Origin of the sequence: Pseudomonas sp. JS425, from assembly GCF_018223845.1 — a bacterium.
GTDB lineage: Bacteria > Pseudomonadota > Gammaproteobacteria > Pseudomonadales > Pseudomonadaceae > Aquipseudomonas > Aquipseudomonas asiatica.
Window position 1 is genome coordinate 539,004 of record NZ_CP073661.1, and the last position, 15,500, is coordinate 554,503.

A 15,500-nucleotide genomic window follows, 5' to 3' on the forward strand; every position below is an offset into this window, starting at 1 on the left:
TTCGCGGGCATGCCCGCTCCCACAGGGAAATCACATGCTGCAAGGCCTGTGCAATACCCGTGGGCGAGCCCGCGAAGGGCCGCAAAGCGGCCCCATCAATTCAAAAATCGACGCTGACGCCCAAGCTCACTCCCTGCTGCGTCAATTCATCACTCTTGCGCCAGTTATAGTTGCCGCGCAAATGCACCCCCGCCACCACTTCATGGCTCACCCCCAGGCTCGCCCGGGTCAGGTCGCTGTGCGGCGTATACCCTGTCAGGGTGAAATCGTTCGCCGGCAGGCTGGTCAGGTGCATCGTCACATCCTGCTGGTCATCCTCGAACTCGTGCTCCTGCGCCACCTCGGCGAACAGCCGAGTACCTGGCAGCACCTGCACGCTACCCAGCAACCCCACGCCCAAACGGCGTGATGTACGTTCCTGGTCATCGAAACCCAGCGCCGTCGAGCGCCCGCTCTTCTCGTCATAGCCATCCACCTTCACCCGCGCATAGTCGGCGCTGATGAACGGTGCCAGCTGCCAGCTGCTGCTCTCGGCTGCCAGGTTGTAGCCCAGTCGCCCCGACATCGCCCAGGCCTCGCCATTGGTGTCGCCCTTTTCGCTGCGGTCGTTCACGCCAAGGGCGAAGGTGCGCTTGAGGTCGCTGTAGTCCAGGTGCCCGGCGGTAAGCGCCGCGTCGGCCCACCAGCGGTCCTGGCGGTATTGGGCGAAAGCGCTGGCAAGGTAGCTGTCCAGCTTGTAGTCCGAGTCCTGTGCGCCGGCTTCCAGCTTCTGCCGGTACACGCCTCCGGCCAGGCCCAGGCGCCATGCATCGTTAAGGCGGTAGCTGCCGCCCAGGGTCAGGTTGTAGCCGCGGCCGTCGCCGCTGGCCGCGCTGCGCTGGCCGTCGAAGTCCAGGTCCTGGGCGCCGGTGGCAACGAAGGCCTGCCACTGGCCAACTGCCTGCCAGGGTGTTTGCCACTGGTTGCGCAGTTCGTCCTGGTGAGCGCGCAGGCTGGCGTGGGCCATTTCCGGAAGCAAGGTCAGTTCCCAGGGGGCGGCGATGATCGAATAGGCGTAGTCGGCAATCAGTTGCTGGCCGGCGATGGTCGGGTGGACCGAGTCGTTGAACAGCAGCTTGGTCGGGTCTGGCGTGGCGCCGTTGATGCCGTACACCGGATTTTCCACACAGCCTTCGCCGCTGTAGCAGGTGCCGACCAGATTCTGGCCGCTGGCCAGGCCGAACTGTTCGGGGCTGGCCAGCGCTTCGCTCAGCAGCACAGGGATGTTCAGCGGAATGATTTCGGCATCGATCTGCCCCAGTTGGCTGAGCAGCGACTGGTTGAACGCGCCGGATAGCAGCGACAGTGGGTTTTGTTGCGGCGTACCGCTGAAGTTCGGTGTTTGCCCGAGGTCGGGCAGCAGCCAGACCATGATGTAGCGGGCGCCGCCTTGCTGCAGAGCCTGGGCGCTGGCGGCCAGGCGGGCGCCGGCGGCCACGGCATCGGCCGGGCTGTTGACCAGGCCTTGCAGGAAGTCATTGCCGCCGCCAGTCAGGTAATACAACGCGTTGGGGTCGGCGCGCAGACCGTTGGCCAGGTAGCCCGGTTTATCACGCAGTACCAGCCCGGCGCCGGGTCGCCCTGGCGGGATGACGGTTTCGGAGGTACTGGTGATCGAATCCAGGATCTGCTGGGTGGTGTAGCCACCGACTGCCCAGTTGTTGCCGTCGGGAAGCCCCAGCACCGGATTGACCGGGGAGGTGGAGGGGCCAAGCTCGGTCGGGCTCACACCAAGCCGCCCGCCCAGGATCATCGGTGACACTGGCGCATAATTGCCATTGGCATCGCGGTTGGTGAAGCGCACCCCGCCAAACTGCCCAGCGTCGCTGAGGCTGTCACCAAACACGATCATGCTGGAGTAGGGCGAGGGTGCAGCAAAGGCCTGGCTGCAGGCTAACGCCAATGAGGCGAGGGTAAAGCGCAATAACGGTGCTTTTCGCATCAGGGAACATCCTTTTCTTTGTTTTTATCAGGACAACCCCATCGACCTTAGCAAATCGCAGTGCATCCCTCCCAAGTCCATTCGTTTCCCCGTGTTTACGGGCATATTGCGCCCGCCGCCCCGGTAGGCTACTGTGCCGGAACGTATGAGCGAGACCTATCCTGTGTTGATCGTCAGCAAACTCTTGATGCGCGTTATCAAGGCCCACGCCCGTTGGCGTTGGCGCGCCTGACTTTATCCCCTGCCGGCCCGTCCGGCCCGCCCCCGTTTGCCTTCCTGTCCACCGCCCCTGAATGGCCAAGCTGCGCCTTTGGCAGAAGCAGGAAGGTTCGAATTTTGAAGTCAGTAGATTCAAGAGGTTTAACCCGATGTTACTGATGATCGATAATCAGCATCGGCTTCTTTGAATGTCCGTAAGAGTCTATGCGTATTCGTAAAAGCCAGTAAAACCAATAGTTTTACGTCCTTTATCATCCATGCCGTCCGTTGGCATCTACGAATAATGCGGGTATCGTTGCGGGTATCGAGATTCGGATACCCGCAGATATGCCCCTGACAGATGCCAAGGTCCGCAACGCCAAGCCTGCCGAGAAACCGCTCAAGCTGACCGACGGTGGCGGCTTGTATCTGGAGGTGCGTCCTAGCGGCACCAAGCTGTGGCGGCTCCGCTATCGCATAGACGGCAAGGAGAATGTGTTTGCCATTGGCAGCTACCCGGAGATTGGGCTGGCTGATGCGCGCAATGAGCGGGAAAAGACCAAGCCACTGATTCGCCAAGGTATCCATCCGTCACACAACAGGCAGGCCGAACGGCTGGCTGTCAGCGCTGCGAACGCGAACACTTTCGAGGCGGTTGCGCGCGAATGGATCAAAAAGAAGGCGCCAGGCTGGACGCCTTACTACTTGCGGCAGGTTGAGAGGTTCATGGCGGCAGATGTCTTCCCCTTCGTGGGGAAGCTGCCGATACGCAATGTATCGGCCGCACACCTGTTGGATATTCTCGGCCGGATTGAGGCCCGAGGGGCTGCAACGGTGGCGCTGCTCGTCAGGCAGTGGTCGTCGGCAGTCTTTCGGTATGCCGTCGCGACATTGCGTGCCGACGCCGATCCGGCGGCCGCTCTGAAAGGCGCTATACATCGCCCCAAGGTGCAGCATAACAAGCCGCTCAGTCGTGAGCTGATAGCTGAATTTTCTAAGGTCCTGGAGCAATACGGTGGCTACAGGACTACGGTGATCGCGCTGCGTCTGATGCTGCTCACCTTTGTTCGCACTGTAGAGCTCCGCAAGGCAGAGTGGAGCGAATTCGATCTGGATCGGGCCGAATGGCGAATTCCGGCTGAGCGTATGAAGATGCGAGAGACGCACATCGTCCCGCTATCCAGGCAGGTGGTCGAGTTGCTGCGTGAACTGAGCACCCATACAGGTGGTCGTCGACTACTTTTCCCGAACTATCGCAAGCCAAACGAATGTATGACCGCCACAACTCTGAACCGAGCACTTGAGCGCATGGGCTTCAATGGCAAGGACAGCATAGGCTTTTCAGCTCATGGCTTTCGCGCGACAGCTTCGACCATGCTGAACGAAATGGGATTTCGCGCAGACGTGATTGAACGTCAGTTGGCGCATGCTGAGAGAAACAAAGTTCGTGCAAGTTACAATCAGGCTGAATATCTGGAAGAGCGACGTCAGATGATGCAAGCGTGGGCTGACGAAATTGATGCTCAAGTTGTGGCGAAGGGGTGATCCTGATCTGTCCTTAATTTACTTGGTTGAGTTCGCGAATTTATTTTTCTCGCAAGGCTGTTTAATGAATTCCTGACAGCCTTGTTAGTAATTAGGATGTTCCGGCAGAGTATTTTTGACGGAGCATGAATAGATCATGCTGCCTGTGCAATCTTTAGCTGTCGGCTAGCGCTTTCAGTCTTGCTGGGATGTAAGTTCCTTTTTCTTCCTCCATTTTTAGCAGTATATCTAGGACTTGAGTTCGTTTTAGATCATGTTTTTCGGCTAGCTTATCAAGGCGATTAATAGTCTTTTGGGATAGGATGAAGTTATACTGCTTTTTTCCGGCATCTTTATTTTTGGCGCGGCTTTTATTTTTGCTCCATTGTTTCTTGATGGAGTCCATGAGCAGTACTTTTTCTGATGTGGTGATGCTTGGGGTGTCAAGGAAAATAATTAAATCCTCTACTTCTTGAAGTTGGATTTTATGGGGGTCTAAATGTGAGTATTTGGCTTTGGTTGTTTTCCATGCTGCACTCAACTTTTCCTTCTCGTCTGGTCCGTCGAACCATTTAAATAAGTAGTCTGACTCTGTATGGGCTTCCCATTCGGATCTTATCTGGTTGACGATTGCTGACTTTTGAGTTCTTTCTGTTTGCCATGTATCAATTGCTGCAATGGTTAGATTTCTACCGGTTAGATTTTCGGGGGCGTCTGTGTAGGGGATCCCATTTTTTTCGGTCAGTTTTCTGATTAGGAAATTGTTCTGCCTTTTGTTATTTGTTATCCACTGAAGGCTCTGCTCGGGTAAGAGGTCGGTGATCTTTTTATTTTCGATTGTTTGTTTTAGTCCTGGGTGGTTGATGACGAGTTCCGCCATTCGGTCTCGCATACCCGGGCTTCCGAATTCTCCTAAATCTATATTTGGGAAATTCTGGATTATAAAAACCCATAGCCAAGTAGAGAATCTCCTGTCGGCATTAAGGCTATTAAATGTTTTCTGAAGTTTGTCTTTGTGAGCTATTGGCATAATTTTTGCTTTCGTTATTTTCGGGTTGGGAGGCTGCTAAATCTCTAGTAGTTCCATAGGTGAAAATATCATATTTCTAGCTCTTTTCTAGGGAAATCCTAGGGGTTTCCAAGGGGGTTCCTAGGGTGAAAAATCGGCTCAGGTGCCAGTGTTCATGGGGTTATCAGAGGTAAGCTTACGGTGATAGGCATTCTGTCTTCCAGGAACACTGTGAGGCTGTCGGATCGGCCTCCTGCAAATGGACTGTAGGCGGTGTTGGCGTGAGGGGAGCGGTGTAAAGGCGCGCCTACAAATGAGGCGAGTGCTCGGTCATTCTTCGGTTATATAACTCCCTTCGTTTAGGTGAAGTTGTACTTTATTATTTCTGCTGTGTGAGTGCATGGTCGGGGTTGTAGGGTGCAAGGCTGAAAGTTCTTCTCTGCTTTCTTGGGTGGACTAATCACAAAGTAAAGGATTACATGGAAGCCAGATCTGATGAGTAAAATTAGGAGCTCATCATGAAGGTGATTCGACTACAGCAGGTAATGGAAATGACAGGCCTTGGACGCTCGACGGTTTACAAGTATGTTTCCGGTAACTGGTTCCCGAAGCCGATACCCTTGGGAGGGCGGAGTGTTGGGTGGCTGGAAAGTGAGGTTAAGGAATGGATCTTGGATCGAATTGAGGAGCGAAATCAGTAGATCTTGATGGGCTTGTCTTTGGCGTCTGGTCTGCTTCTTGTTTGCTTTATCGCTTTCAATGGAAGCATCATGCCCGGTTGACTCCGGGCATGATGCTTTTTTGTCGGACCTTTTGAGCGTGTTAGATTCCTTGATTCTGAATAAAAATATCTTAACCCCCTTTGGGTTTCTAGTGGTGAGGTTTTCGGTGCGGGTAGTATGCTTTAGTCTTTGCGCTGTTACCTCCTAATAACCTTTGTCTATAATTCATGTAGGCCCTGAGACCTATTGAGTCATTAGGTTAAGGGCATAAATACCCATCAAAGGGTATCTGTCATGGTTGTCTGATCAATGCCTAGTAAATGGCAGTGTGGCATGGGTAAGCGTCATCAGTGTTGTTAGATGTGTGATCGAGGTCTAGTTCAATGGGCCATGTTGAGCATGTAAATAACTACCAGGCTGACTGAAGATATGATCTTTAGTAAGGTAGGTGTAATCATGCTTCGTTTCTCCGAAAATCGTAATCTTCGTTTGTACTCAGCAGCTACGTTTAAAGGGCTGCCGATAATGGTTGAAAAAGGCCCTTTTATCCTTGGATACCTTGAAGCATTGAATCGCACCATTGCTTGTGCGCTTGATCAGTATCCTAGAGTAATTGCATTCAGGGTGGATTTGCGACTTCCACGTCTGATGGGGATTCCGGATGACGCTTTGTCAAATCGTGTGATCAGTAGATTCCTTGAGTCGTTCAAAGCAAAAATTGAGCATAACCGTGATAAGGCACGTGAGCAGAACAAGTACGCCCATGACTGCAGGGTGCGTTACGTCTGGGCTAGAGAGAGGAGCGAGGCAGGGCGACAGCATTACCACCTGCTGATCCTGCTCAACAGGGACGCCTACTACACAATCGGGCGGTTGCAGCCACAGAGGCCGAACATGATCAGCCGCATGCAAGAGGCTTGGGCCAGTGCGTTGGAGTGCGAGGTTGGTCAAGTACGGGGCTTGGTGGAGATCCCGAAGAACGCTGAATACCGAGTCGACCGGGAGGTCCGGCCAGGTAACGTGGATTACCTACCTGAGCTGTTTCATCGAGCCAGCTACCTCTGCAAAGCTGCCACAAAGCGCTATGGAGACGGATCTCATGGCTTCGGATGCAGCAGGGGGTAGAGGGTATGGGTATGTCGCTATTCCGAATGCGGGATGGCTGGCTGATCCACGACCTCATCTGTGGTCAAGACAGGCACTGGGTAATACCTGCCTCTCGGCTCTGCGTGCAAGTCTCTGTCGGGTCAATTTTCAATCAGCGCTGACAGCATGGGCGTCAGCGAGCACCTGGTCGATGATGGCAAAGGCAACGTTATGTGGAATATCAATTGAGAGCTTAGGGGAGGGGCAGAAATCGAAAGCTCGCCTGGTGGGTGTCGGTTTGATAACTTCCTGGCTTTAGTCTGGTCAGTTTGTGACGCTCAGAGCAGCACACTGGCTGTGAAAGGTTTTCAGTGGGATACGACTTGTCCGATTGGATTACCAATCGGTGGGGTTGGGCTAAGGAGTATTTGCAGTGAGCGCAGGTAAAAAAGGTCAGATCGACAGCGCCAAGATTGTGATTGGCGATGTGTTCTCCCGCTTCTGGTTCCGCATTCCGGACTATCAGCGAGCTTACGTCTGGGGCAAGGATGAGATTTCCGAACTGATTGACGATGTGCGCTACGCCAGCGAGCACAACCCGGACGGTCAGTATTTCCTCGGATCGATGGTACTTCGTAAGGCTACGCGCAGCACTGACGGGGTGGACTTTGAGGAATACGAGTTGCTCGATGGTCAGCAGCGCCTGACTACGCTGATGTTGATCCTGGCCTGCATCCGCGACAGGGTGACGGACGACCAACTCAAAGGCGCCTGTCGCGGGATGCTGTTTCAAGAGGAAAACAAGTGGAAGAGGATTCCGGGCCGCAATCGCATTGTCTACGACATCCGCGATAACGTGGGTGATTTCATTGAGCGTTATATCAAGGCCGACAACGGCTCTCGCAGCGCGGATTTGCCGGGCATTGCCGCTCGCAAAAATCTGTCCCTGGCTAATATGGCAGCGGGCATGCAGACCATTCAAGCATGTTTTACTGACAGCAGTCGTTTCCCCACGGAGGTAGACTTCGACCGTTTCGTTGGCTATCTGCTGAACAACGCTCTGTTTATCTACGTGGCCACTGAAGATCTGGATGATGCCTTCCGACTGTTCACCATCCTCAACGACCGTGGCATTCCGCTTTCCAATAGCGACATTCTCAAGGCTAAAAACCTGGGTGCCGTTGCCAAGGAAACTGAGCGCAGCAAGTGGGCTGAATACTGGGAGGAAGTCGAAGGCGAGATGGGCCGCGACGAGTTCGACCGCTTTTTGTCTTTAGTACGTACCATCTATGTGAAGGACAAGGCCCGTGAGGGCTTGCTCAAGGAGTTTGACGATCGTATCTACGGAGCCAAGCCGCCACTGCTGGCACTGGGCAGCAAGAGCTTTGAAGCCGTGAAAGCCTACAAGGATGCCTTCGATGAGGCAATCCAACTAGATGGTCTGCCGACGAGTCTGGGCAATGCCTATCGCAACCGCATCAATGTGATGCGTCGTGGCTTGCCAGGCACCGACTGGATCCCGCCAGTATTGGCTTGGTATCACAAGTTCAAGGCAGAGAAGTTGCTCGATCTGATCGAACGCATCGACAACAAGTTTTCGGCTGACTGGATTGTGCAGCTTACGCCGACCCAGCGCATCAGCAACATGAATGAAGTGCTCAGGGTGATAGAGGCGGCCGAGACCCCGGTTGAAGTGCTTGCCAGCAAAGCCTTCGACTTCGACCGCAAGCCGTTGCAGGAATTACTTGACGGTGCCATTTACGGCCGGCGCTTTGCCCGATATGTACTGCTGCGTCTTGAGTACCTTTTGGCCACCCATGCCGCGCCGCTAAACCTGCCGGATGATATTAGTGTGGAGCATATCCTCCCGCAGAATCCGGGTGGGACGAGCCAGTGGGTCCTAGATTTCAGTGAGGAGGAGCGGGAAACGTGGTTGCATCGCTTGGGTAATTTGATGCTGCTCTCACGGCGCAAGAACACTTCCTTGGGCAATCTGGATTTCGCGAATAAACGAGTTCGCTACTTTGAGGATCGGGTGGAAAGCCTCCCAAACTCGCAGCGGTTGTTGGCGATGAGGAGTTTTACGCTTACTGATTTAGAGAACCGTCACAAAGAGCTGCTGAAGCGCCTGACAGACTCCTATGGTGCTTGTGTCTGACCCAGCGCTCAAGAAAGGGACTGAAATCCAAGAAACATGACCAGGCGACTGCGACGTGCTTTGGCTCAGCGTATGCGTCCGGCCAACCCGTCTTGCGTGACTAAGTCGGACGTCACCGATGCGGCATCAGCTGTCAATCTCACTGGCCGGCTGTGTCGGCAGGCGCATTATCACATCTTTGAGATAGGCATACAGATCATGTCCGTTGTTCCGAGCTAACTGGATCAAACGCGCGGCTGCAGCCGCGCGTTTGCCAATGCGAAGCGCCCCGGCAACGCCTGCATGCAAGGATTGTGAGTTGCGCAGACGACATGCGTCTCTGCAAACGGCTAGTGAATCAATTTAAAATTTCCTGATGTCGGCCATTTGTCCGAGTCTCTCGGAGAGGCAGTCTAGCCCGGATTTCTCATGAGGCCGGCAGGCGTGGCCGGTGAAGCCTCGGTGTATCAACAACCTGCCTTCCACCGCTAAAAATTGATCGTTTTTTATTCAATTCCCGCGTATGGGGCGCACTGCCCCCTTTCCCCCATTGAGCCGGGCCGGGGGCGCCCGCCTGTTCAGGTCGGCTTGAGGCGGGCAACCAGCCCCGCAAAGAGTTCCTGATGCGGATAGGCCTCGCTGATCAGCACGCGGATGCGCCGGCTGTTGCGAATGATCACCGCACCGATCTTGAGCAGTTTCAAGCGCAGGTTATGGATGCTCATGCGCGCCAATGCGGTGCCCTGGAGATGATCGCGTAGCCGTTCGAACAGCACATAGGCAAAGGCCGACAGCATCAGCCGCCACTGGTTGGTCCACCAGCGTGGGCTGGAGGTGCGGTCGGCGAACAGATCCAACTGTTGGTCCTTGATCCGATTCTCCATGTCGCCACGGCCGCAGTAGTCTTCGTAGTACTGCTGGGCAGCATCCTCGGCAAAGCGGGACACGACGATGAAGCGTGGATTGGCACCCTGCTCGCCATGTTCCAGGCGCGACACGACCAGGCGGCGCCTACGCCAACTACCGGCCTGATAGAGGAAGCGATACACGCCGGACATCTTCTGCCCGGTTTCTTGGTAGGCCTCGGCGACAGCTTGCATGGCCGGCGCCGCCATCCGCTGCAGGCGGGTGTTGCGGGCCAGACCCACCACATAATCCACCTGCTTGCGGTCACACCAGTCGAGCATGCGATGTCGGCAAAAACCGCCGTCACCGCGGAACACGATGCGGGTCTCTGGCCAGAAGCGGCGAATGAACTTGACCAGCAGTGCCAGGATGGCCCAACTGTGTCGGGCGCCATCGATGTTGCTCGGGCGCAAATAGCTCACCAGCAGATGGCGACCACAGAACACATAGAGCGGCAGGAAGCAGTAATGGTCGTAATAGCCATGGAAGAAGCGCCCTTCCTGATCACCATGCACCGGCACATCGGTCGCATCGAAGTCGAGCACGATCTCAGCCGGCGCCTGGTCATGCTGGGCGATGAAGTGCTCCCACAGCAGGCGATGGGCTTGCACCACCGTTTCGCGATCGGCTTGCTGTTCCAGGCGCCCCAGAGTGGATTTGCCGGCCAGCGGTTGCAGGCGGTTGACCGCAGTCTGCAGCGCGTAGTCATGGCGCAGGCCGTCATGATCGTTGAGATCCTCGTAGCCGGCGGCCAGTGCATAGATACGCTGGGCGAGCAGTGTCTGCAGTCCGTGCTGGACACGCCCAGGATCACGCCGATCGGGAACGATTTTGGCCAGGCGGCGGGTCAAGCCATGTTGCTGGTCGACCTCGCGCAGCAGCAACAAGCCCGCATCCGAGGTGATGTGACCACCGGTGAAAGAGGCCTCGACGAGGCGGCGAGAGAGGGGTGAAAAGTGGAGTTTTTCTGGTAGCATTTTGTGCGCGGCTGAAGACTTATGGGGCTTTGTTTGGCGACAAGAATCATAAGGCTTTCAGCCGTTTTTGTTTATGCGGTCATGAGAAATCCGGGCTAGAGATGAGTTATTCTCATCAGCGGATTGATAATCCCGTGGCTTAAGAATTGATCGTAATCACTTGGCCTGCAAAATCGCGCAGACCCGTAGATTCAGAGTGACATACTCATCCCAGGTGTACTGCTGGGCGTAGCGTATGATGTATTGCCGATCCACCCTGCATATGTCAGGGCGCTCGGCATAAATGGTGCAGCCCTTACTCACTTTGTCGTAATGCCTGCACGTGCCGTCGCCACGATCCAAAAACTGGGTTTCTGTAGCCAAATGGACGTGCTGGCAGCACAAACCGCACTGGGTGCAGGGGAAGGAGGGTGTAGTACTGTCGCTACGCATATGGAAAGTATCATCACCTCGAAGCGGGGCCCGGCTACAGCTGGGGCAGATGGGAAGGCCCGCGCAGGCGCGCGGGCGCTGTTTTATACAGAAGGTGCATCCAGGCTCGCTTTCTGTCCGCTTGCCACGGCGGCGACATCTTGGATGCGCTTTTCCGTTGCCAGAACCAGATTGCCGTCTTGGTCCAGGATCGCAGTGTCAATCATGGCTTTGAGAAGCTGTGCAAACTTGACCGAACGGAAAACAACCTCCTTGCTTTCGTCCGAGAAAGTCCGGTAATCCACGCCATTATTTTCTATGATTTTCTTCAACTCGCCCACGGTGCGGCGTAGTTGCGAGCTGATCTTGGAGAACGTCGTGTTTGCCATGGAGGTTATCTGCTCAATGGTTCGCAGCTTACCTGCCATCAGCTCGGCTTGATCGTTAATAGTGCGGGCTTGTTCTAGGTTACTGCGGGCATTGTTCAAAGCCTCTTCGCCCTTGTTACCAAGAACATGACCGAAGATGGCCAGCGCCGGTCCAGCGACAATGCCGCCCAGCACCATCATGCCTCCGGCCATACCGTAGCCGCCAGCGGCCAACGAACCCCCACCCAGCCAGGCCAGCGTGGCATTCGTAGCTGCCACGCCGCCCAGTGAAGAAATGGCCGTGCCGGTGCTGGCAGTAGCCAGCAGCATCGTGCCGTTGTAGGCACCAAAGGCCAGAGCTGCGCCTCCGCCCATGCCTGCACCCAGGCCGAGCCCAGCGTCTTTGAGCGCCTGGTAGTCCTGCCTCAGACCAGTAAGGGTTTTGTTGGAAAAATCGCCGGCGTTAAGTTTATCGAGCTCTGGACTCTGACTGAGTTCGATATTTTTCAGGCGTTCGAAGGTTTCGATAAATTCGGCGACCACTCCGTTGAACGCACGCAGCTTACGCTGACCATAATCCTCCAGAACGGCGTTAGTGGCCTTGCGTTGCTCTTCAACCTTTAGATTGGCGCTATCGACCAGGGAGCGTGCATCGTTATTTATGTCTTTGGCGTTGCTATGGTCCATAGCGCCGCTGACACCTTTGGCTGCACCGTAGATACCCGCTGCGGCAGCAACAGCGCCAATGATGAGAGGAATGGGCATGATGGTTTCCTTACTCGAGAATGATCGAAATGGTCTTGCTGACTTCCTGGTTCAGTGTTTCTGCGCGCTCTAGGAGATCATCGAAAATGAAATCTTCCAATTGATGGTGAAGCTGAAACTCTTTGAGGAGTGCCCATTCCACGCTGGTGATAGTGCCGTCACGGAGGGCGACCAATAGCAGCTCGAAAAGAATGACCTTAGGCGCGGTCGGTAGCTCGAATCTCTTGCCTTTGAGCAATTCTTTCAGAACGCTAGTGGCAGCCTGTACGCGGGTTTCAGGTTTTTCCGCTTTGGTGACTGGATATTTCTTGAGTTCGTCGATGAGTTTTGCCGCTACGTCATCGGACGATTTGCTTCCAGACATGAAAGCTGTCGAGGAAGACCATCCAAACATGCTACTGGCGCTGGAAGAATTTCCAAACACGCTGGTGTTTGATGGGCGTGTGATGGACTGCTCAAGCTCAGCGATCATTTCCCGCTCTTTTTCGCCCTCTTGAATGGACAGCGCGCTGAGATCGGTGTCGGAGGTGAATTCATCTGACGTTTTACCGTCCCATAGCAGCGGTTTGTCAGCCAAGGCCAACAGTTTTGCGAGACCAAGTAAATGTTTTTGGTCCGTTTCAGGCAAAAGTTTGAGCAGCATGTAGTGTTTCGTCCTTTTCCAGGTGTATCTTCAAAGCGAGTCAGGCAGGTTAAAGAATCAGAGGGCTATCGGCGTTCATGAAATCGTCGAACTCCTCGAAGGATTGGAATTGCAGTTGTTTTCCCAGCAAGGTGGCGTATTGATTGATAGCGGCTGCCAGGTCATCAATGCCGCCGCCGACGACGTCATTCACAATGGCGAACAAATGTTGCGTTTCTTGCAGCAATTGAGGAATTTCGCGACGTGTGAAGCTATCCAGTTGCGCTTGTTCTTCGGCTATCTGGTCGCGGGCGGCTTCTTCGATGGCACGAATGCGTGCCAGTTGCTGGCGAGAAAGCTCGACGCCACGCGCAGCGTCCAGTGCGCTTTGGTAGAAAAGCGAAGAGAGCGTGTAGCCGATCATCCCGCCTATTGCTGCGCCGACAAAAGGTACGGGGATAGCCAATTGTCCCAGCGCCGCCATCATGCTGCTTGAGAGCATGCCTGCTCCCTTCTCACCCACCTCGCTCAGCAACTGGGCTTCGCTGATTTCTCCGGTGACATAACGCTTCACCGAGCTGCCCAGTGACAGGCAAATGTTGATCGCCAGCGCCGGTGCATTAGTACCGGCGAGCGTTCGCAAGGTTTGGTTGCTTGATTGCTGCATGCCACCTTTGATCGCGGCGCCAGCGAAAGCCGTGGTGTATCCAAGAGCACCAGCCTTAACGGTTTCGAGGGCAAAATCCTGGGCAGCTTCGCCTAATTGTTTCTTGTCTTGGGCCACGCTGAACGCATTGGTCAAAAGCGAAATGACGCCACCGATAACCGCGCCATACTTCGCGCCCTCCACACCGGCCCGGTGGCTGGTACGGGCGATATCTTTCATCGTCTCGCGCAGCGGTTTTTCGGCGTAGTCGATAGCCTGTTCGGTCGATATTCCAAGGTCAACGATGTCTTCTTCTGCAAGCTTGTCGAATCTGTCAGCGCGCTCGCGGAACTTCTCGGCAAGCTCTGGTTTTCCTTTCTGCTCAGCCTGCAGCGCGTGTTTTCTTAGGTTTTCTGCACGCTTGCGACAGTAAGTCTTGGCGTCTTCGACCTGTTCGCTGGGCAGTTCCAACTGTTTACCGAAGTACTTACTGTATTTGTGATCCTCATGGCTAACCTGGTTGGCAACCTTGTTTCCACTGGCCTCCAGCTTGGTCTGGGCTTCGTAAATGATCTTGCCGTTTTCATCCACGCGTACTCGATCCACCGCTTCGCGGTACTTAGAGTCGGTATCAATGCCGTAATGCTTCAAGTCATCGCTGCGAATCGTGCGCTCAGACGATTTGTTGATGATGGCTTCGGCGTTGTCACGACTGGTACCGGCAACTTCGCCCGCCCAGCCCGCTCGTTGTTTGACGCCGGTTTTTTCCTGGCTGATGCCTTTCAGGCCTTTGCTGAGAACCTTGCCGGCTTCATTGTCAATGCCGGTGTAGGCTTTGACGAACTCGGCATTGGCACTGCCATAGCGGCTGACGGTTTCACTCGTGGAAAGTGCTGTTGCGGTGCGGCCGATATCCCGCTTTATTTCGTCTCTGCTGTCGTCTTGCTCGCTCGCGGTTGAAACAGACGTAAGAGTGTCGTGGGGCTTCATGGAGCCTCCTGGCAAGCTTGGGCATCGGTAATGGTGGGCGAGTGGTGTGGCGTGGGCTGCGCATACAGTGCTCCCATGTTGATCAGCTTCCCTTTGATTACATCCACCCAACGCTTCGGTTCATGCAGCCGGACGTTCTCTCCCAACCCAAACACCCACCAGAGTGTTTCCTGATCGTCCGGCACCTTGGCACGCAGACGCTGCCAATTGCTGCCTTGTAACGGCTTTAGGTTTTGCTCGGGGCTAAGCGGGGTTTCAGTCAGCAGCCAGGCGATATTTGGGGATACGTCGGCGATCAGTTCGTGGTGTTCGATCGGGCCGGGGTTATTGAATCCGCCGCTTTGGATAAAGTGATCAATCTCGAACTCGGGTTGTTCGCGCGTTGGTACATCGAGGCACGCAGCCTTCTGGATGCGGTGCAGGGCGAATTGGCGAAAGTCGGTGTAGCCTTCGACAGTGCCGATCAGATAACTGACGGAGTGGCGCGTGACCATGCCGGCTGGGTGTATGCGTAGGGTCTTGTATTCGGCCTTACTGCGGCTGAGGTAGACTATCTCCAGTTGCCGCGTTTCCAACAGAGCAGTGGCTACCTCGGACCAGACGGCCGAGTCCACTTCGGCGAGTTGGAGCGCCTTGCCGTTAGGCAAGGTGCGCACGCGTCTGACCCAGTGCGCCAGGTTGTTGTGTTCCAGCCCTTGGAGTTGCCTACGCGCCAAGTCGAAGTGGTGCGACAGTAGGCTCAGCACACTGGGTGGCAGCAGTTTGCTCAGGTGGCTTTCGGCAAGGACGAAGGCCAGTGCGGTGGGGGTGTCCAGAGCTGGAAAGTCGAATTGTGGGGTTTCCTTGGGAAAGCTCCAGAGATAGGGCCGTCGGCTTTCGTCACAAAGTAGTGGAAAGTCTAGGGCGAGGCGGCCGATGAGGTCCCGTTGCAAAGTCCGAAGGTCGATGTCGAAATTCTCGGCCTTGAGCCTTTGCAGCAGTTCGGTGGTGGAAATGCTTTTGGGCGCGCGCGGGATGAGACGCAGCAGGGCCAGGTGCCTGAATAACCTGTCTTTGGGGTCTGACATAAAGGAACTGTGCCTGAATCAACCGTGATGGTTCGCTGACGTCACATATCTGGCGAACATTCCATTTGATGGCTTTTTAGCATTATTTGTT

General features: G+C 55.0%; 13 protein-coding genes. 4 read left to right on the top strand and 9 right to left on the bottom strand.

Translation table 11 applies throughout. The annotated features are described in order from the left end of the window. Positions 1-100: 100 nt before the first annotated feature. Positions 101-1,981, bottom strand: a complete 1,881-nt coding sequence (gene estP / locus KDB76_RS02355; protein WP_013970607.1) for an esterase EstP — start codon at positions 1,979-1,981, stop codon at positions 101-103. A gap of 546 nt (positions 1,982-2,527) precedes the next feature. Between estP and KDB76_RS02360 the strand changes: the two genes are divergently transcribed. Next, on the top strand, positions 2,528-3,724 hold the full coding sequence (locus KDB76_RS02360; protein ID WP_122048475.1) for an integrase arm-type DNA-binding domain-containing protein: 1,197 nt from the start codon (positions 2,528-2,530) through the stop codon (positions 3,722-3,724). Between the two features lie 154 nt (positions 3,725-3,878). Here the strand turns inward: KDB76_RS02360 and KDB76_RS02365 are convergent, their stop codons facing one another. Beyond that, the gene (locus tag KDB76_RS02365) at positions 3,879-4,583 is read right to left on the bottom strand and encodes a hypothetical protein (RefSeq protein WP_228031004.1); all 705 of its coding nucleotides are present in this window, start codon (positions 4,581-4,583) and stop codon (positions 3,879-3,881) included. A gap of 647 nt (positions 4,584-5,230) precedes the next feature. Here KDB76_RS02365 and KDB76_RS02370 point away from each other — a divergent pair. From KDB76_RS02370 to KDB76_RS02380, 3 genes are all read left to right on the top strand, one after another. Continuing rightward, a complete protein-coding gene (locus KDB76_RS02370; protein WP_152934744.1) occupies positions 5,231-5,413 on the top strand; it encodes an AlpA family transcriptional regulator in 183 nt (60 codons plus the stop codon). 477 nt (positions 5,414-5,890) lie between these two features. Next, the gene (locus KDB76_RS02375; protein WP_212632214.1) at positions 5,891-6,559 is read left to right on the top strand and encodes an inovirus Gp2 family protein; all 669 of its coding nucleotides are present in this window, start codon (positions 5,891-5,893) and stop codon (positions 6,557-6,559) included. 394 nt (positions 6,560-6,953) lie between these two features. Then, positions 6,954-8,678 carry a DUF262 domain-containing protein gene (locus KDB76_RS02380; RefSeq protein ID WP_212632215.1) on the top strand — a complete coding sequence of 575 codons (1,725 nt, stop codon included), beginning with the start codon at positions 6,954-6,956 and terminating at the stop codon, positions 8,676-8,678. Positions 8,679-8,804: 126 nt separating this feature from the next. Here KDB76_RS02380 and KDB76_RS30130 read toward each other — a convergent pair whose 3' ends face one another. The 7 genes from KDB76_RS30130 to KDB76_RS02410 form a co-directional block, all read right to left on the bottom strand. After that, positions 8,805-8,966, bottom strand: coding sequence for an IS66 family transposase (locus tag KDB76_RS30130; protein ID WP_015271900.1), 162 nt, complete (start codon positions 8,964-8,966; stop codon positions 8,805-8,807). Positions 8,967-9,235: 269 nt separating this feature from the next. After that, complete coding sequence (locus KDB76_RS02390) at positions 9,236-10,540, bottom strand: IS1380-like element ISPa33 family transposase (RefSeq protein ID WP_038409882.1); 1,305 nt, start codon at positions 10,538-10,540, stop codon at positions 9,236-9,238. Between the two features lie 156 nt (positions 10,541-10,696). Beyond that, the gene (locus KDB76_RS30135) at positions 10,697-10,972 is read right to left on the bottom strand and encodes a YkgJ family cysteine cluster protein (protein WP_015271899.1); all 276 of its coding nucleotides are present in this window, start codon (positions 10,970-10,972) and stop codon (positions 10,697-10,699) included. Between the two features lie 83 nt (positions 10,973-11,055). Further along, on the bottom strand, positions 11,056-12,084 hold the full coding sequence (locus KDB76_RS02395) for a hypothetical protein (protein ID WP_212632216.1): 1,029 nt from the start codon (positions 12,082-12,084) through the stop codon (positions 11,056-11,058). Positions 12,085-12,094: 10 nt separating this feature from the next. Continuing rightward, positions 12,095-12,727, bottom strand: coding sequence for a hypothetical protein (locus KDB76_RS02400; RefSeq protein ID WP_212632217.1), 633 nt, complete (start codon positions 12,725-12,727; stop codon positions 12,095-12,097). A gap of 49 nt (positions 12,728-12,776) precedes the next feature. Further along, the gene (locus tag KDB76_RS02405; RefSeq protein ID WP_212632218.1) at positions 12,777-14,342 is read right to left on the bottom strand and encodes a hypothetical protein; all 1,566 of its coding nucleotides are present in this window, start codon (positions 14,340-14,342) and stop codon (positions 12,777-12,779) included. Further along, positions 14,339-15,409 (bottom strand): WYL domain-containing protein, encoded by a 1,071-nt coding sequence (locus tag KDB76_RS02410; RefSeq protein WP_212632219.1) that lies wholly within the window; start codon positions 15,407-15,409, stop codon positions 14,339-14,341. The genes KDB76_RS02405 and KDB76_RS02410 overlap by 4 nt, the downstream gene beginning before the upstream one ends. Between the last annotated feature and the right edge of the window lie 91 nt (positions 15,410-15,500).